The organism is Tabrizicola soli (assembly GCF_015999335.1).
GTDB classification, from domain to species: Bacteria; Pseudomonadota; Alphaproteobacteria; order Rhodobacterales; family Rhodobacteraceae; genus Tabrizicola; species Tabrizicola soli.
In genome coordinates this window covers 15,873-34,049 of sequence record NZ_JAEACP010000001.1, presented here as the reverse complement: position 1 = coordinate 34,049, position 18,177 = coordinate 15,873, and the positions used below count along the sequence as shown (strand labels likewise).

At 66.0% G+C, this 18,177-nt stretch carries 11 protein-coding genes and 1 tRNA gene; 2 read left to right on the top strand and 10 right to left on the bottom strand.

From position 1 onward, the window contains the following. Positions 1-1,308, bottom strand: coding sequence for an ATP-binding protein (locus tag I7S92_RS00135; RefSeq protein ID WP_197641446.1), 1,308 nt, complete (start codon positions 1,306-1,308; stop codon positions 1-3). 50 nt (positions 1,309-1,358) lie between these two features. Here I7S92_RS00135 and I7S92_RS00130 point away from each other — a divergent pair, with 50 nt between their 5' ends. Both I7S92_RS00130 and I7S92_RS00125 read left to right on the top strand, forming a co-directional pair. Beyond that, positions 1,359-2,225, top strand: a complete 867-nt coding sequence (locus tag I7S92_RS00130; protein ID WP_197641445.1) for an MBL fold metallo-hydrolase — start codon at positions 1,359-1,361, stop codon at positions 2,223-2,225. Positions 2,226-2,293: 68 nt separating this feature from the next. Beyond that, a tRNA-Asn gene (locus I7S92_RS00125) sits at positions 2,294-2,368 on the top strand. Between the two features lie 426 nt (positions 2,369-2,794). Here the strand turns inward: I7S92_RS00125 and I7S92_RS00120 are convergent. The 9 genes from I7S92_RS00120 to I7S92_RS00080 form a co-directional block, all read right to left on the bottom strand. Continuing rightward, positions 2,795-3,934 carry an aminomethyl transferase family protein gene (locus I7S92_RS00120; protein WP_197641444.1) on the bottom strand — a complete coding sequence of 380 codons (1,140 nt, stop codon included), beginning with the start codon at positions 3,932-3,934 and terminating at the stop codon, positions 2,795-2,797. A 94-nt stretch (positions 3,935-4,028) separates the two neighbouring features. Continuing rightward, complete coding sequence (locus I7S92_RS00115; protein WP_242069994.1) at positions 4,029-5,765, bottom strand: trimethylamine N-oxide permease; 1,737 nt, start codon at positions 5,763-5,765, stop codon at positions 4,029-4,031. A 246-nt stretch (positions 5,766-6,011) separates the two neighbouring features. Then, entirely contained in the window at positions 6,012-6,965 is a 954-nt protein-coding gene (locus tag I7S92_RS00110) for an electron transfer flavoprotein subunit alpha/FixB family protein (protein WP_197641442.1), read from the bottom strand. Between the two features lie 3 nt (positions 6,966-6,968). Next, entirely contained in the window at positions 6,969-7,754 is a 786-nt protein-coding gene (locus I7S92_RS00105) for an electron transfer flavoprotein subunit beta/FixA family protein (protein WP_197641441.1), read from the bottom strand. Between the two features lie 147 nt (positions 7,755-7,901). After that, a complete protein-coding gene (locus I7S92_RS00100) occupies positions 7,902-8,999 on the bottom strand; it encodes an aminomethyl transferase family protein (protein WP_197641440.1) in 1,098 nt (365 codons plus the stop codon). A 291-nt stretch (positions 9,000-9,290) separates the two neighbouring features. Continuing rightward, entirely contained in the window at positions 9,291-11,504 is a 2,214-nt protein-coding gene (locus I7S92_RS00095) for an oxidoreductase (protein ID WP_197641439.1), read from the bottom strand. An 806-nt stretch (positions 11,505-12,310) separates the two neighbouring features. Continuing rightward, positions 12,311-13,648: a hypothetical protein gene (locus I7S92_RS00090; protein WP_197641438.1), complete on the bottom strand. Its 1,338-nt coding sequence runs from the start codon at positions 13,646-13,648 to the stop codon at positions 12,311-12,313. A 53-nt stretch (positions 13,649-13,701) separates the two neighbouring features. After that, on the bottom strand, positions 13,702-15,864 hold the full coding sequence (locus I7S92_RS00085; RefSeq protein ID WP_197641437.1) for a heterodisulfide reductase-related iron-sulfur binding cluster: 2,163 nt from the start codon (positions 15,862-15,864) through the stop codon (positions 13,702-13,704). A gap of 100 nt (positions 15,865-15,964) precedes the next feature. Then, positions 15,965-18,160, bottom strand: coding sequence for an oxidoreductase (locus tag I7S92_RS00080; RefSeq protein WP_197641436.1), 2,196 nt, complete (start codon positions 18,158-18,160; stop codon positions 15,965-15,967). Between the last annotated feature and the right edge of the window lie 17 nt (positions 18,161-18,177).

The following is an 18,177-nucleotide window of genomic DNA, read 5'->3' as shown; positions in this document are numbered from 1 at the left end:
CTAGCGCGCCAGCGTCAGGTCGGCCTTCAGCCCGCCCAGACGCGCGCTCTGCCCCAGCCGCAGCGCGCCGCCATGGCTCAGCGCGATGTCCGAGGCGATCGACAGCCCCAGCCCCACCCCGCCCCCCTTGTTCGGATCGCGTGAGGCGTCCAGCCGCGTGAAGGGCCGCAGCGCCTCGTCCCGTTTCTCGGGCGGGATTCCCGGCCCGTCATCCTCGACCGTGATCCAGAGGCTGCCCTCGCGGAACCACAGGCTGATCTCGACCCGGCTGCCATAGCGCCGGGCGTTCGAGACCAGATTCTCCACCGCCCGCGTCACCGCCTGCGGCCGCATCTCGACCGGCGCGGGCTCGCCCCGGATCTCGGCCAGGACCGCCCCCGCGCGTTCCGCCACCGCGCGCACCAGCGCCACCGCATCGGTGGGTTCGGTCCCCTCCATCGCATCGCCCCGGACAAAGGCCAGGAACTCGTCCACCATCCGCTCCATCTGCGCCACATCGGCCTGCAACGCCGCGACCTCCGGGTCCTCGGGCAGAAGCGCCAGCCCCAGGCGCAACCGGGTCAGCGGCGTGCGCAGGTCGTGGCTGACGCCCGAGAGCATCAGCGTGCGCTGCTCGATCTGCCGCTCGATCCGTTCGCGCATGTCCAGGAAGGCGCGGCCCGCCGCCCGCACCTCCAGCGCCCCGCGCGGCCGGTAGGGGGCCAGCCGCCCCTTGCCGAAATCCTCGGCCGCCCTGGCCAGCCGGGTGATCGGCCGCAGCTGGTTGCGCAGGAACAGGAAGGCCACCGCCGTCATCAGAAGCGAGGTGAAGATCATCAGCACCAGAAGCTGGTGCGGATTGGTCGCCGACATCCGCCGCCGCTCCATCCGCACCTGGACCGGCCCGACCGCGCTGTCGAGCCGCAGGTTCACCACCCGGCCCTCGCCCGTCACGTCCACCGCGACCAGGCCCGGCACCCCTTCGCGCAGGGTGTCGACGAGTGCACGGCCAGACAGGTCCAGGAACCCGATCCGGTCCTCGACCGGCGCATCCGCGCCCGCCGGCAGGGTCAGCGTGATCTGCAGCGCCTCGGCCAGCGGCCCCGCCGCCGCGAGCGCCGCCGCGGGCGTGGCAGAGGCGTCGATCTCGCGCATCATGAAGGCCAGTTCCAGTGCCACGCCCGAGGTCAGCTGCTGCGTCACCCGCTCGTAATGGCGCTGGATGAATTCGGTGGACACGACCAGCTGGATCGTGACGATGGGAACGATCAGGATCAGCGCCGCGCGCCAGTAGAGACCCCGGGGAAGGAACCGCTTGAAGATCGCCATCGCCCGCCAGCCTAGCTGCCCCGATCTCGCTTGGAAAGACCGTCCCCGCCATGTCTTTCAGTGATCCCCCGATCCGGCGGATTCTCGCACCCAACCCCTCGGCCCTGACCGGGACCGGAACCAACACCTATGTCATCGGCGCGACCGACCTTGTGGTGATCGACCCCGGGCCCGACCTCAACGACCACCTCGCCGCGATCCTTGCCGCCGCCGCCGGCCGCCCGGTCACCCGGATCGTCGTGACCCATGCCCACCGCGACCATTCCGCCCTCGTCCCGCGCCTTGCCGCCGCCACCGGGGCCGAAGTCCTGGCCTTCGGCACCGCGACCGAGGGGCGCAGCCCGCGCATGGTGGACTGGGCCGGCCGCCTGCCCCCCGCCGCCGAGGGCCTTGACCCCGACTTCATCCCCGACCGCCGCCTGACCGGGGGCGAGCGCCTCTCCGGCCCCGACTGGGAGCTTTCGATCCATCACACGCCCGGCCATCTGGGCAGCCACATCTGCCTGGCGCTGGGAGAGATGCTGTTCTCCGGCGATCACGTGATGGGCTGGTCCTCCAGCATCGTCGCCCCGCCCGATGGCGACATGACCGATTACATGGCCTCGCTGCACCGCCTGGCCGAGCGGGAGTGGCAGGTCCTCCTGCCCGGCCATGGCGAGGCTGTCGCCGACCCCGCAGCCCGCCTCTCCGCCCTCATCGCCCATCGGCGGAACCGCGAGGCCGCAATCCTCGCCGCCCTCGCTCTCGCGCCGGCCACCGCCACCGAACTGACCGCGCGAATCTACCAGGACATCCCCCGGACGCTCTGGCCCGCCGCCCAGCAGAACGTGCTTGCGCATCTCGTTGATCTTTCCGCAAGAAGCCTGGTTTCCGCCCCCTCCACCACCGCGCCAGAGCCGATTTTCCAGAGGATCTGAGCGCCGGCATCTTTTCCCGCATTTGCCCCTTGCCGCCCCCCGACACCCTTGCTATACGCGCCCCGTGTTCCGGCGTAGCTCAGCGGTAGAGCAGTTGACTGTTAATCAATTGGTCGTAGGTTCGATCCCTACCGCCGGAGCCAAAAATCCCGTAAATATCTGATGTTACCCACTTACCCCCGCGGGGGTCCGTTGGTGTGCCACCAGACTGTGCCACCACTCCGGTGGTGAAACGCGCGTCGGTCTCCTGAATGGAGCCGGCCAGTGCCCTCTTACCCCCACCTCATCCGCCGTAACGGCGTCTACCGGGACCGATCCCATGTCATCGCGAGCCCCCCACCAGTACGAGGCGGCGATCCGAGGGCTGTCGGAGCAGAACGCCTTCGAGGGGAAATGCACCTCAACCGGGGCCCGTTCGATGGCCGAGATCCCCTCTGGTGGGGGGCGCGATTCTACCTTTCATCGCCACCTCGCCCGGAACGGCCTCGGGTGCGGTCGAGAAGTCGGATCGGACTTTTGCCGAAAAGCCGGTGTTCGCGCGCCGAACGACAATTATCGACGACGCGCGCCTATCCCTTGGCGGTGCGACGTTTCTTGTCGACGTCGTAGAACGGCATCGAGTGGGATCTGGCGCGGATCTCGCCATGGGTGTCGCAGGCCACCACCAGATCGGTGCCGTCGTTGGCGCAATCGAGCGGCAGCCGGGCAATCGCCACCGTCCAGTGGTTCAGCGGCGAGTGCATGGCCTGCGTCACCACGCCCACCTTCCTGCCGCGGCGCATCACCGGGGCGCCGTTGCCCGGCACCTTGTCGCCCTCGAGCTTCAGGCCCCAGATCTTGAACCGCTCATTGCCCTTCAGCCGGTAATGCGCCTCGGCGCCGCGGAAGCCGGTCTTGCCGGGGGAAACCGTGAAGTCGAGTCCGAGCTCCCACAGCGTGTCACCCGCGTCACCGTTCTCGAACGGATAGACCTCCGAGTTGTCATAGGGAAAGAACAGGAGCTGGCTTTCCACCCGCAGCATGTCGAGCGTCGAGAACCGGCAGGGAATGATCCCCATCGCCTGGCCCTCCTCAAGGATCCGGTCCCAGATCATTCCGGCGTCCTGACCGCGGCAGAAGATCTCATAGCCGCGCTCGCCGGTATAGCCGGTGCGCGAGATGGTCACCGGCCGGCCGAACAGCGCGGTATGCATATGGCCGAAATAGGCCAGCTGTCGGATGCCCTCGACGTGCTTTTCCAGGAAGTCCACCGCCAGCGGGCCCTGAAGCGACAGGTCGTGCAGGTTGTCGTCGAAGCGGATCGAGACGTCGCGCCCGGTGGCGGCCATGGTCAGCTGCTCGTGCCCCTGCCCCGAGCCATGCACCACCATGAACTGGTTGGGCGCGTTGCGGTAGATCACGCAGTCGTCGATGAACCGGCCGCCATCATCGAGCATCGAGGCATAGACCGAGCGCCCGGGCATCAGCTTTTCCAGGTTGCGGGTGGTGGCCCGCTCGATGATATGGCTGGCTGCCGGGCCGGTGATGTGGAGCTTCTTCAGCCCCGAGACATCCATCAGCCCCGCCCTGGTGCGGATCGCCATGTATTCGGCATCCGGATCGCCGCTGGTATAGGACCAGGCCAAGCCCATCCCGTTCCAGTCCTCAAGCCCCGAGCCGAGCGCGCGGTGACGGTCGCCAAGCGCCGTGAATCTCCAGGAATTGGTCATGTTCCCTCCTTCGCAGGATATGTCGTTTCTTCGTCATTCAGGCGCTACGGGCAGCCCAGAAGGACCGCCCGGAAGCTTTTTCCAAGGTGCGAAATCAGCCCGGCAGGACGAAGAACCAGTTCGCCCAGAGGACGACGCAGGCTCCGGCGACCAGCGCCACATAGGGCAGGATGCCGGCCTTCCTTTCCCCCAACTCGCCATAAGGAAGGCCAAGGTCCTCATAGGCTTCCTTGGGGAACTTGCCGCCATCGACGAAATAGTGCCGATACCAGAACACCGGAAAGATGAACGAGGCGAAGATCAGCCCCGACCACAGCGCGTTCTCGTAACCCCAAACCTTGGCGCCCGCGCCCAGGAACAGGGCGTTGACGAAGGCCAGGCAGGTGTTCAGCCCGATCAGCCAGGTGGGCGCCTTCCACGGGCGATCCATATGGGCCGAGTCGAAGCGGTGGATCCAGCCGGCGTTCAGGTTCAGGAAGTTGAACATGATGTAGCCGACGTTCGAGATCGCGAGGACGTAGAAATACCCTCCCGCGTCCGAGGCCAGCGCCAGCAGGAAGATGTTGAAGGCCACATCCGTCCACATCGCCTTGTGCGGTGCGCCGTGGCTGTTCACCTCGCCCAGATACTTCGGCAGCCAGCCGTCGCGCGAGCCCTGGTAGAGCGTGCGCGAAGAACCGGCCATGGCGGTCATGATCGCCAGGAACAGCGCCAGGATCATCAGGATGACGAAGATCTGGGTGATCACCGGCCCGCCGCCGATCAGGCCGCCAAGCGCCTCGGCGATGCCGGTGCCGTCCACGATCCCGTCGGCCAGCATTCCCTCGTGCCCGAGAACACCCTGGAACGAGAAGGGGATCAGGAAGAAGAAGATGCAGCACAGGAGGCCCGAGTAGAAGATCGCGCGGAAGGTATCGCGCCGCGGGTCCTTCAGCTCGCGGGTGTAGCAGACCGCGGTCTCGAAGCCGTAGGTCGACCAGGCCGCGATATACAGCCCGCCCAGGAACAGCGTCCACCCGCCGATGTTCCAGGCGCCGTCCTCGCCGGAATAGGCGGCGGTGGGCGGCAGCAGGTTGGTCACGTTCATCGTGTCGATGGCGCCGGTCAGGATCGGCACCAGGCCAACCAGCAGAAGCGGGACCAGCACGATGATCGCCAGCCATTTCTGCGCACTGGCGGTCTGGGCGACGCCCTGTTCCTGGATCACCAGGATGATCAGCATCAGCGCCACGCCGATGATGAAGGTGGAGTTGAAGTGCAGCGTGCCAAGGCCCGGGATGGTCAGTTGGAAGGCCTCGAAGACGCGAAACCACGGGGTCTGCGCGGCAACGCCGTCAGCCGAGGCGACGGCCTGGATGGCCTGTTCCGCCGTGGTCCCGGCGTTGTCGGCCAGATACTGCACCACGCTGGGCGTTTCGGCCGTGTAGCTGGCCAGGTTCGCCGTCACCCAGTCCAGCACCGGCTGGCTGTCGGCCAGCGGAATCGGAAAGAGCGCATTCAGGATATAGCCCGCCGCGATGGCGCAGCCGAGCGACAGCACCGGCGACCAGGCGAACCAGTTGCACCAGACCGACAAGGGCGCGATCAGCTTGCTGTAGCGCAGCCAGGCGGTGGCGCCATAGACCGAGGTCCCGCCCGACTTGTTGCCGAACATCCCCGCCATCTCGGCATAGGTGAAGCTTTGCAGGAAACCCATGACCATCGAGATCATCCAGACCAGAAAGGCCAGCTTCCCCGTGGTCCCCGCAATCCCGCCGATCGAGAAAAGGACCAGCGGCGGCACGCCGGCGGCGACCCAGAAGGCCCCCTTCCAGCTGAGCGCACGGACCATCTGGCCACTCTCCGTGCGGCTAACTTCAGTTGTTGCTGACGTCATTCTCCATTCCTCCCGTTGTTCTCTGGCGGTCGTTTGCCGCCCGTTGTCCTTGTTGTGCAGTCCAGCCCTTCTCCTCTGTCGGACGCCTTCGCGCCCCTCGCGTCACGCCGGCCTCCCTGCCCCTGGCTCTCCTTTGGCGGGCCATGCCCCCGGCACCGGCCGGGAAGCATGCGTTGCAATCGAAGGGGCCTGCCCGCCGGGTCAGAAGTGCCCCTTGAGTTCCTCGGCGATCTCGAACATGTCGCCGACGATGCCATAGCGGGCGATGCTGAAGATCGAGGCTTCGGGGTCGGTGTTCACCGCGACGATGGTCTCGACATGTTTCATGCCCCACTGGTGCTGGACCGAGCCCGAAACGCCCATCGCGACATAAAGCCGGCAACTTGCGGCAAGCTGGCCGGACTGTCCGACCTGCCGCGCCTTGGGCAGCCAGCCGTTGTCGGCGATCGGACGCGAGCAGCCGAGCGTGGCGCCCATCTCCTCGGCCAGTTCGAGGAACTGCTCGACATTGCTTTCGTCGCCGACACCGCGCCCGATCGACAGGATGAATTCCGAACCGGGGATGTCGATGCCGCCGGCATCCGCGGGCGGTTTCCAGCCCTGGTGCGTGGTGGCGACATCGGCGGCCGGCGCGGCCATCTCGGTCACCCGGGGGGCGCCGGTGCCGGCGGCGGGCTCGAACACGTTGGTGCGGATGGTCAGCAGCACGGTGGACTTGCCGGGAAAGTCGAGGTCGACCAGCACCTTCTCGGCGTAGCCGGCGCGGGTGGCGACCAGTTCGCCGTCCTCGCGCCGCAACGCCTGCACGTCGGTGGCCAGGCCACAGCCCAGCTTCACTGCGGCGGCAGGGACGAAGGACCAGGCATCGACGCCATGGGCGGCGGCGATCACCGCGGGCTTGCGCGCCGCGGCCAGCGCCAGGATCACCGCCTCGGTCAGGTCGGGCTGGAAGTCGTCGGTCGCCTTGACGGCGATCACCTCGTCCACGCCATCGACCGAAAGCGCGCCGACAAGCGACTGCGGATCGGCGGCGACGATCGCGACCGCCAGCGTGTCGCCCGGCTGCCGGATGCCGTTGGCCGCGGCGATCGCCTCCAGCGTTGAGGGGCGAAGCTCGCCTTGCCGCTGTGCGGCGATGACAAGAAGTTCGGCCATGATTCACATTCCCCGCAGTTCTTTGATGATTTCAGCCAGGCGCGCCGCCTGTTCCGCAGCCGACCCGGTGATCAGCTCGGCCTTGCCGCGTTCCGGCGCATACATCCTGCGCACCCGCGCAGCCGGAACGACCTCGGCGGCCGACAGTCCCAGGTCGTCCAGCGACAGTTCGTCCACCGGCTTCTGCTTGGCCTGCTTGATGCCGCGCAGCGAGGCATAGCGCGGCTGGTTGATGCCGAGCTGGATCGACAGCACGGCCGGGCAGCGGATGGTCATGATCTCTTCCAGCCCGCCCTCAAGCTCGCGGCGGATCGTGGCGGTGCCGGCACCCGGCGCATAATCGAGGTTGCAGACCACCGCGGTGTGCGGCCAGCCCAGCAGGCCGGCCAGCGCCATGCCGGTGACCGCAGAGCCGAAATCGGCCGATTGCGCGCCGGTGAACACCATGTCGGGCTTTTCGCGTTCCACCACTTTGGCCAGCACACGGGCAACCGCCACGCCATCGGCATCGGCCAGCGCCTCGTCCCAGACCCGGATGCCGCGGTCGGCGCCCTTGGCCAGCGCGGTGCGCAGCGCGTCGTCGGCATCCTCGTCGCCGATGATGGCGATCACCACCTCGGCAGCGTCGCCCGCCGCCTCCTTGATCAGCATCGCCTCCTCGACCGAGAAGTGGTCGAATTCGTTGAGATCCTTCTCGAAGAAGTCCGCGTCGACATCGCGACCGTCGTCGCGCATCTCGAACTCGTCGTCGAGAAAGGCGACCTGCTTGACCGCCACCAGTATCTTCATCTTGCTTGCTCCACTTGTGTTCCTGTCCTGTTGCGGTGCGCGCCCCATAGATCCGGCTTGGCAGCAGCTGCCTTGCTGCAAGGGGGTGCCGTGCCCGGGGTGCCTGCACCTTCTCCGGGCACGGCGGTCGGCTAGCCGGCGGCGCCGTTACATGCGCATCCGCTTCTTTTCCTTGTCGTAGAACGGCAGTTCCTCGAGCGTGACTTCCGCGGCATTCGCCTCGTTGCCGAGTTTCAGCCTGGCCCCTTCCTTGAGGTCCGGCCGGACATGGACCAGCCCGAGCGACCGGCCCAGCCGGTGCGAATATTCGGAGCTGCTGACCACGCCCACCTTCTCGCCGTTCAGGTAAAGGTCGGTGCCGCCGGCGATGATCCCCTCCTTCGAGGGGGCGGAGGCGCCGGTCAGCCGGAACGTCTCCTTGCCCTGCTTCTGCAACGCCGCCTCGCGGCCGAGATAGTCGGGCTTCTTGCGCGACACGGCCCAGCCGAGGCCCACTTCCCAGGGGGTATGCGCCTCGTTCATGTCGAAGGGATAGAACAGCAGCCCGGCTTCCATCCGGCCCTTGTTCAGGCAGGTGAACGAACAGGGGACCATCCCGTCCTTCTCGCCGGCCTTGAGGATGCTGTTCCAGAGGGGAACCGCATCCTTGCGGTCGACGAATATCTCGTAGCCGCGCTCGCCGGAATAGCCGGTGCGCGAGACGATCACCTTGTGGCCGAACAGCTCGGTCTCGGTCAGGTCGAAGAAATCCAGCGCGGCGATGTCGGCCCTGGCATTCGCCTTCAGCAAGGGCATCGACTTCGGCCCCTGAAGCGACAGGGTATGCAGGTCGTCATCCTTTTCGAGCGTGACGTTCCTGCCCTTTGCCGCCAGCGCCAGGCGATCCGCGCCGGTGCCGGTGCCGTAGACGAACAGATACTTGTCGTCTGCGATGCGGTAGATGATCGTGTCGTCGCAGATCGTGCCTTCATCGGTCAGGATCGGGACATAGGCAGCCTTGCCCCTGGTCACCTTGCTCATGTCGCGGGGTGAGACCTTGTCGATCACCGCCGCGGCGTCCGGCCCCTTGACCCAGATCTTCTTCAATCCGGTAAGGTCGAACAGCCCGGCCGACTCGCGCACCGCGTCAAGCTGTTGCTCGGCCGGGTGAGCATAGCTCCACGGCACATCCATGTCGTTCCATTCGCCCAGTCCGGCACCAAGTGCACGGTGGGTATCCTCGAGCGCGGAGATGCGTTTGGCCATTTCCCTGTGTCCTTTCTCTTGTGGTCCGGGGCTGATCGCGCAAAGCACGCGCCCCCTTGGGTTGAAGACGGTATCGAACCGGCCGCGGCTTCGGCTTCTCCGCGGGCGGCCGCCGTGGCGAGGATCGGTCAGGATCTCGGGGCGCCAGGGCGTCGATGGGATGCGGCGGCCGATGCCCGGCCGGCGCGGGTGTCACGGCGAAGGGACCGCGCTCGTGACATCGGGCCGGGCGGCCTGCGTGGCTGCCGCCCGGGCGACGGTCATCCTGCGCGATCCCGGTCGCGCATCAGCCTACAGGCGCCATTCGAGTTCGGGATTCTCGCCCGGGTTGTAGGCGACGCCCCAGACCTTCTGCTCGCGCTTGAACGGCTTCTGGTGCTGCGGGCTTTCGTCCTCGATCTCGCGCGCCAGGCGGTGGCCGTCGAAGGTGGCGTCGGCGATGATGCGCGGCGCCTCGGCGTCACCGATGACGAAGACGTTGTCGATGCCGTTCTTGGCCCATTCGGACTTCCGCGCCTTCAGTTCGCGGAACAGGCTGTCGTTGGAGCGGCGGCTGGTGATCAGGATCACGGTGTCGCACTCGTGCCAGTGATGCGAGTCGTTCTCCTTGCGCGGCAGCTGGCCGCTGCCCTTGTACTGGCGCTTGGACCCTTCGCCGTAGATGCTGAACAGCTCGACCCGCCCCGGCTCGATGCGCGAGCAGCCGGTCTCGCCCAGGATGGTGATGTCCAGCTCGTGCAGCATGCGGTGGGTGTTGGGCCCTTCGAGCGTGTATTCCATATAGGCACCGACGCCGCCGACGCTGGCGATGGTGACCTCATGTCCGGCGCGGGCGAACTTCTCGGCCAGGCTCGGGGCCATGTAATAGGGGTCATAGTTGATGATCATGACCCGCTTGCCGACCGGCTTCTTGCCCTCGAACACCTGTTCCGGCGTCAGGACATGCGGCAGCGAGGCGTCGGCGCCGGGGATCGGCTTCTGCGTGCGGTGGTTGAGGCCGATCGGGCTCCAGTGTGCGCCGGTGGCGATCACCACGCGCGCAGCGCCATAGTTCAGCACGTCGTCCGCGGTCATCCGCTTCTGGCCGAGGGCGATCTGCGACTGCTTGTTCTTCTTGACCAGCTTGTTGAGCTGGATCTCGCGATAGTCGCGGTGATAGCCCCATTCGCCAAGGCCCGGCAGGGTCGCCACGTCATTGACATAGCCGCCGATCTTGTCGCGTGCGTCCACCAGGTGGACGGTGTAGCCGCGTTCCATCAGCACCCGCGCGCATTCGGACCCGGCCGGGCCGGCGCCGACCACCAGCACGTCCTTGTCCGACTTCGCCGGCTCGAACTTCTCGGGGTGCCAGCCGCGGCGGTATTCCTCGCCGGCGGTCGCGTTCTGGGTGCAGATGAACGGCACGCCGCCCATTTCCCAGCGCGAGATGCAGACGTTGCAGCCGATGCAGGTGCGGATGTCCTCGAACCGGCCTTCCCTGATCTTGTTGGGCATGAAGGGATCGGCGATCGAGGGGCGCGCCGCGCCGATGATGTCGACCACGCCGGTGTTGATCACCTCGAGCATCTTTTCGGGATCGTAGTAGCGCCCGACCGCGACGACAGGCTTGTTGGTCGCCTGCTTGATGTGGCGGATCCATTCGTTCTGGTGGCCGATCCGGTAGAAGCGCGACGGGCCGGCATCCTCGCCCCATTCGGTGATGTCGCCGATGTTGACATTCCACATGTCGAGATAGGGCGAGGCCAGTTCGATGAACTTGAGCCCGTCCTCGCCGACCTCGACCCCGGCATCGCCGTAAAGCGTGTCGATCGAGCAGCGCGTCACCAGCGCCACGTCATTGCCGACCGCCTTGCGGATCCTCTCGAGCGTCTCGATCCAGAACCGGGCGCGGTTCTCGAAGCTGCCGCCGTATTTGTCGGTGCGGGTGTTGTAGTAGGGGTTCAGCCACTGCATCGGGCCGTAGGCATGGGCGCCATAGACGTCGACGATGTCATAGCCGGTATCGCGGGCACGCAGCGCGGCGTTCACGTAGTGCTGCTGGAGCCGGTCGATCTCGTCTTCGTCGGCCATGTGGTTGTAGGTGAAGCCGGGGCAGCCCGGAACCGTCGCGAAGTCCGAGTTGTACTGGTTCGGCCCGCGCGAGATGGTGCGGGTTTCCAGGCCCGGGGCATGGGGACCGCCATAGAACAGTTCACAGCCGGCCAGCGCGCCGTGCTGGTGGATGTGGTCGACCATCGGGCGAAGGTTGCGCATGTCGCCTTCGTCCCAGATCCGCGCCGTGATCCGCAGCGAGTCGTCGCATTCAGGGTGGATCGAACACTGCTCGGTGTTGATCGCGCCCCAGCCGCCTTCGGCCTTGAGCCCGCGGTGGGCCATCTGGAAGCCGGGATAGTTGGTGCCTGCGCCGATGCAGTGCGGCACCTGGTAGAACCGATTTTTCAGGGTCTTCGGGCCGATCTTGATCGGTGTGAACAAGATGTCGTAAGCCGAACCAGTATTAGCCATTGTCGCTCCTCTCCCTTTTCAGCAAACCCGCGATTAACCGCGTCGAACGATGAACCAGGCCGGCAAAACGGAAGCGGCAATGGAATGCGGCTGTTCAGCCTCGGCATCCTGACAAATCGCCACTTCCCGGACAGCCGCCCCGTCGGATCCTCCAGGCAAGGCGACCGGGAGCGGCTGCGCCCGGACCGCCGATACGTGATATTGAGAATCTGCCTCCCAGAGACTCCCTTATGAAAGCCTAAGTCTTGCAATTCATTGTTTCAACGAAAAACCCCCCATGCGGCAGATTGACGCAGATCATCGCGCAATCCGGACATATGAAAGCGAAGCAAATTATTCAGCCGGAGAACGCAGATCAGATGGATGGGGAAGCGATGCGCCTTATGATAAATTATCATTTAAAATCAATTATTTAAGTTATAGATTCGTCTGGTTTTCAATCAGTATCATGCAATGTACAAATCCCACAGGGCGAAAGCCGCCCTGCGTTCTGCATCGAAATCATGGCAAATCAATTGGAAAGAAAAGCGGATGGATAAGAATAAAACACTGCAGGCCTACACGCCGGAACGATCTGATATTTCAGCGCCACGGGACTGCCGGACACAGCCCCGAGAGGATGTCGATTTCAAGGCTCTCAATTATCGAAGAGACACCCAAGTCAATTAAATAATACTACACGTCGACGACGTTCTGGAATGGCGGCGCCATTCAGAACCATTTCTCCTTCGCTCGAGTCGCCGCTCATGAGTTGACCAAAGCGATTCGATCTGTCCAATTCAGGCGCAGCCCTTGCCGCGCCTTCATCATCCCCGATGTCCGGAACGCCGCCTTGCCGGCTCGGGGTCGGCGGCAAAGCGCACTTGCGGTTCGGGGTCGTGCAGCAGCCTCTCGGCCAACGTCAGTGCCAGGTTGGGATGACCCGCAAGGACGGCCCGGTTCAGCGGATAGGGATCCGCCGCAAGCAGAGCCAGCGCGCTGGCCGGAGCCGCGGGATTGAGGGCGACCGAACGGCGCACGTCCTTGTCGGGATGTCTGGCGATGGCATCGAGCTGCGTCGCGGGTGCGCGCGGATTTCGCCCCAGCGCGCCCAGCACGTCGCGATCCTGCTCGTCCGCCAGAAGGGCGATCACCGTCTCGGGCAGATCCTCGCGCAGCGCGACCCCGGCGCGCACCCAGGGCTGCGGATCGGAGCCAAGCGCCTGCAAGAGCCGTGGCGGACAGGACGGATTGCGGGCGACGCTGCGGCGCACCTCCATCTGCGGATCGGCTGCCATCCGGCCGAGCAGATCGCAGGTCAGGTCGGGGTTGCGCGCGATCCAGCGCCGCACCCAGACATCGGGGTCGCTCGCCAGCCGCGCGAGCAGCGCAGGGGCAAGCCGGCTGTGCCGGGCAAAATGTCGCCGGACCTTCGCCGACGGGTCGCCGGCCTCGTCGAGGCAGTCGCCCGATATCGCCGGATTGCGCACCGCCGCAGCACGCACCCGCTCGTCAGGGTCGGACAGCAGGCGCGACAGCGTTCGGTCGTCGATGGCGGGATTGGCTGCACATTTCCTGCGGATCAGCGGATCGGCGGCCGCCGCGGCCTTGGATAGGATCCCGGCCTGGCAATTCGGATGTGCAGCCACCTCGGCACGCACCCAGGCATCACCCGCATCCCAAAGCGCGCGCAAGGTCGCTGCATCGGCCTGCGGTGCCGCGGCAGCATTGCGCGCCATCTGGCCGTCATCCTCGGCGGCCAGTCGCGCGATCACCGCGGCCGATGCCCGAGCATTGCCGGCAACCGCGCGACGGACCTCGATCGCGCCGTCTTCGGCCAACCGCGAGAGGATCGCGGCATCGGCCCGCGGATGGGCGGCGATGTAGCGGCGCGACCGTTCATCCGCGGCATTGCGCAGCAGGCGGTCGAGCGCGCTGGCCGGAGTCGTCGGGTTCTTCACCAGCCGCAGCGCCACCGGCGCCCCTGCCCCGCACGACAGCCGGTCCAGCAGGCCGGCCGGAGCATAGGGGGCAGCGGCCACGATCAGCCGCAGGCGCACACTGGACAGGATGATCCCTTCCAGCGCCGGTCGCCTTCCGGCTTCCACATGGGGATAGGCGCCGAGCGCAGCATAGGGATCGCCAGCCTCCAGCAGCCGCTCCATCAAAGCATCCGCGCCATTCCCAGGCGTCATCTGCCGATGCCCGGCCATGCTGCTCATGCCGTGGCCAGGCGTTCGGTCGCGCCTGCCTCGTCATCCTCCCGGACCGCTCCCGGGGTCAGGCCCATGGCTTCATGGACCAGTTCGATCAACTCCATCACCCGGAACTTGCCTTCGTTTCCGGTGCCCTTGACCCCGTCCTCCATCATGTTCAGGCATTTCGGGCAGTTGACGACCAGCACCTCGAGCCCGTCGATCTCGGCGGCTTCGGCGGCGCGCAGTTCGGCCGGCTTCTTCATCTCGACCGGATCGGCCAGCCAGATGCGGCCGCCGCCTGCCCCGCAGCAGAACGAATTGTCGCGGCTGCGCCGCAGCTCGACCAGATCGACGCCAAGACGCCCGAGCACCTGCCGCGGCGGTTCCGATCCGTCGTTGATCCGGCCGAGGTGGCAGGGATCGTGATAGGTCACGCGGTAGTTCAGGCTGACCGGCGTGGGAACGGTGCCCTCGCGGATCAGCCGCTCGAGCATGGCGCTGGCATGTTCGATCCGGTAGGTGCCGCCAAAATCGGGATATTCGTTGCGGATGGTGTTGTAGGTGTGGGGATCGGTGGTAACGATCGAGGTGAATTCGCAACTGTTCAGCAACTCGATATTGGCCTCGGCCAGTGCCTGGAACAGCCCCTCCTCGCCGACGCGGCGCACGTCGTTGCCGGCGGTCTGCTCGTCCTCATAGAGGATGCCGAAGTCGATGCCGGCCGCATGCAGGATGCGGGCGAAGGCCATCGTCACCTTCTGCGACCGCGGATCGAACGAGGCATAGTCGCCGACATACCACAGCACATCCACCGGCTCTTTCCGGGCATCCTTGATCTCGAAGTCGAGATCCTTGGTCCAGCGCGGCCGCTTGCGCTTGGACTCGCCCAGGGAATTGCCGGATTTCTGCAGGCTCTTCAGGGTCGGCTGCAGCATCGGATCGAATTCGCCCGCCTCGACCAGCGCGCGGCGCATCTGGACGATCATCGGCAGGTGTTCGATTCCCACCGGGCAGATTTCCACGCAGGCCGCGCAGCTGCGGCAGGACCAGAGCGTTTCCGGTCGGATCATGTTGACCTCCGCGCCCGACACCTCAATCGGCCCCGCGGGCATGCGGGCGTGCGACAGGGTGTCATTGGCCAGTTCACGCAGGCTCAGCACCAGATCGCGCGGCGACAGCGGATAGCCGCTGGCATTGGCCGGGCAAGCCTCGTGGCAGCGGCCGCATTTGGTGCAGGCATCGACGTTGACCAGGTATTTGTCGGAAAAGTCGGTCAGCAGCGAAAAGCCGATCCGCTCGCCATCGACATCCGCGACCGGCATCCGCCGCTTGGCTTCGGGGTCGCGCGCCATCAGCGAGGCCATGGCGGTGAAGATGTGCTTGACCTTGGTGTAGGGCGTCAACGCGATGAACAGAAGCGCAAGCATTCCGTGGAACCACCACAGACCCATGCGCCACCCGGCCGCGCCATCGGGGCCAAGGCCCAGGCCCTTCATCAGCCAGGCGATCACGGCGCCGACCGGCGAGAACCAGCGATAGTTCCAGACCGAGGGATCGCCTTGAAGCCAGACCAGGCGCGACGCCTCGAGCAGGAAGCCGGTGGCGGCGATCATGATCAGCGTCCAGAGAAAGGCCCAGTCCTCGCGCCGGTAGAACGAGCGGTCATAGTCCGGGTCGCCGGGCGATCGGTCGGGGCGGGTATAGTCGAGCCGCGGCAGCGCCAGCCACTTGCGCCGATACATCATGTAGAGAAGCCCGGCGATCAGCGCCACGCCCGCCACGTCCATGACGACCGAGAAGATCAGGTAGAACCAGCCATGCCAGAACTCCAGCCCGGTCAACGGCTTGAGGATGTCGTGGTCCAGCGTGATGATGCTGGTGCCGATGAACAGCAGCGTGAAGCCGTAAAAGATCCAGGCATGTTTCCGGCCCGCCGCCTCGGCCCGCCGCTTGATGGTCCGGTGGCTGAGCACCGTGGCGATCATCTGGCGGAAGCGCGGCCAGAAGGGCGACCACGCGCCCGAGCGGACGCCACGCAGATACTTGCGGATCTGCGCCCAGACCCCATAGAGGAAAACGCCGATCGCCAGGAAGCCGATCATATAGAAGCTGACGATCATCCAGACCGGAAAATCCTGGAACAGGATGCGGGTCACTTCCTTCGGGTCTTGCTCGAGGAACATCTGGCGTCTTCCTTTTTGGTTCTTCCGATGCGGTTCGGGACCGCATCGTCAGTAAGGTGGCGGCCGTGCGCGGCAACGCACGGCCATCCGGGCGGTAGCGCTAGACCCGCCACTCCTGCTTGTATTCGCCGCCCGGCAGATAGGCGGTGCCCCAGGGCGAGACCTCGCGCTTGTAGGGCAGCGGATGCTGCGGATCGGCGTCCTCGATCTCGCGCGCGATGCGGTGGCCGTCGAAGGTCGCATCGGCCATCATCTTCGGCGCCCAGGCATCGCCGATCACATAGACCGCCTTGACGCCATGCTTGTCCCATTCGGCCTGGCGCGCCTTGACCTCGCGGAACAGCCCGGCCTCGGAGTGGCGCCCGGTGACCAGGACCAGGGTGTCGAACTCCAGCCACTTGTGGCTCTTGTTCTCGTCGCGCGGCAGCTTGCCGGGGCCGCGGTATTCCCGCCGCGAGCCTTCGGCCCAGACGTTGTAGTATTCGATCCGCCCCGGCTCGACCCGCGAGGCCCAGGTATCGCCCATGACCTTGACGTTCAGTTCGATCATCCGGCGCTTCATGTTCGGGTATTCCAGCGAAAAGTGCATGTAGTGCCCGAACCCGACACCGCTGATCACCGTCACCTCATGGCCCTGGCTCGCCAGCCGCTCGGCCAGCGAGGGCGCCATGAAATAGGTGTCCGAGTTCAGGATCACCACGCGCTTTCCGATCGTCTTCTCGCCGCGGAAGATCTGTTCCGGCGTCGCCTGGTCGGGGCGCGAGGCATCGACGCCTGGGATCGGCTCATGGGTCAGGGCGCTGGTCCCGTCGGTGTTCCACGACGCGCCGGTGGCGATGATGACCTTCTCGGCGCCATAGTTCAGCACGTCGTCGGCCGTCAGCCGCTTCTGGCCAAGCGCCAGTTGCGACCCCTTGACCTTCTTGAGCAGCTTGTTGATCTGCACCTCGCGGTAGTCGCGGTGATAGCCCCATTCGCCCAGTCCGGGCAGCGTGGCGACATCGTTGATATGGCCGCCGACCTTCTCGGCGCTGTCGACGAGGTGGGTGACATAGCCGCGTTCCATCAGCACCCGCGCGGCCTCGGACCCGGCCGGGCCGGCGCCGACCACCAGAACCGAGTCGTCCGATTTCGCCTTCTCGAACCGTTCGGGGTGCCAGCTCCGGCGGTATTCCTCGCCGGCGGTGGCGTTCTGGGTGCAGATCATCGGCGGGCCGCCGATTTCCCAGCGCGAGATGCAGACGTTGCAGCCGATGCAGGTGCGGATGTCGTCGGCCCGGCCTTCCTTGATCTTGTTGGGCAGGAAGGGATCGGCGATCGAGGGCCGCGCGCAGCTGATGATGTCGAGTTCGCCGTTGCGGATGACCTCGGCCATCTTCTCGGGATCGGTGAAGCGGCCGATGCCGAGCACCGGCTTCCTGGATGCCTGCTTGACCAGGCGCTGCCAGGGGATCGCATGTCCCTGGCGCTGGAAGCGCGACGGTGCCGCATCCTCGCCCCACTGGGCGATGTCGCCGATGTTGATGTCCCAGACATCGACCAGCGGGTCGGCCAGTTCGATCAGCCGCAGGCCGTCGACCTCGACCTCGAGCCCGCCCGGACCGTAGAGCGTGTCGATCGCGCAGCGCGAGGCGACGGCGCAATCGTCGCCGACCGCCCTCTTCACCTTTTCGAGCGTCTCGATCCAGAAGCGCGCCCGGTTCTCGACCGAGCCGCCATAGCCGTCGGTACGCTTGTTGAAATAGGGGCTCAGCCATTGCATCGGGCCGTAGGCGTGACCGCCATAGACGTTGACGATGTCGAATCCGGCGTCCCGGGCCCGAAGCGCTGCCTCGACGTAGAACTGCTGCACCTGCCGGATGTCACCCTCGTCCATCTCCTGGCAGTAGGTCAGCGTCTCGAACTCCGACGCGTACTGGCTCGGGCCGCGCGGGGTCTGGCGGGTCTCCATGTTCGGCGCATGGGCGCCGCCGTACCACATCTCGATGCCGGCCAGGGAATCGTGCTTGTGGATCTCGTCGCACATCGCGCGAAGGTTGCGAACATCGCCCGCATCCCAGATCCGGGCCGAAACCCGCATGGTATCGTCGGATTCCGGGTGGATCGAGCAGTACTCGGTGTTGATGGCGCCCCAGCCGCCTTCCGCCTTAACGCCGCGATGCGCCGCCTGGAAGCCGGGCCGGTCGGTGCCGGCGCCGATGCAGTGCGGGCTCTGGTGGAATCGGTTCTTCATCGTCTTCGGGCCGATCTGGATCGGCTCGAACAGGATGTCGTGTTTCTCTGGTCTCTTCGCCATCTCTTACTCTCCCTCGG

Coding starts and splice junctions, on each gene's coding strand:
- I7S92_RS00135 (WP_197641446.1), bottom strand. CDS start 1,308: ATGGCGATCTTCAAGCGGTTCCTTCCCCGGGGTCTCTACTGGCGCGCG.
- I7S92_RS00130 (WP_197641445.1), top strand. CDS start 1,359: ATGTCTTTCAGTGATCCCCCGATCCGGCGGATTCTCGCACCCAACCCC.
- I7S92_RS00120 (WP_197641444.1), bottom strand. CDS start 3,934: ATGACCAATTCCTGGAGATTCACGGCGCTTGGCGACCGTCACCGCGCG.
- I7S92_RS00115 (WP_242069994.1), bottom strand. CDS start 5,765: ATGGTCCGTGCGCTCAGCTGGAAGGGGGCCTTCTGGGTCGCCGCCGGC.
- I7S92_RS00110 (WP_197641442.1), bottom strand. CDS start 6,965: ATGGCCGAACTTCTTGTCATCGCCGCACAGCGGCAAGGCGAGCTTCGC.
- I7S92_RS00105 (WP_197641441.1), bottom strand. CDS start 7,754: ATGAAGATACTGGTGGCGGTCAAGCAGGTCGCCTTTCTCGACGACGAG.
- I7S92_RS00100 (WP_197641440.1), bottom strand. CDS start 8,999: ATGGCCAAACGCATCTCCGCGCTCGAGGATACCCACCGTGCACTTGGT.
- I7S92_RS00095 (WP_197641439.1), bottom strand. CDS start 11,504: ATGGCTAATACTGGTTCGGCTTACGACATCTTGTTCACACCGATCAAG.
- I7S92_RS00090 (WP_197641438.1), bottom strand. CDS start 13,648: ATGGAGCGGCTGCTGGAGGCTGGCGATCCCTATGCTGCGCTCGGCGCC.
- I7S92_RS00085 (WP_197641437.1), bottom strand. CDS start 15,864: ATGTTCCTCGAGCAAGACCCGAAGGAAGTGACCCGCATCCTGTTCCAG.
- I7S92_RS00080 (WP_197641436.1), bottom strand. CDS start 18,160: ATGGCGAAGAGACCAGAGAAACACGACATCCTGTTCGAGCCGATCCAG.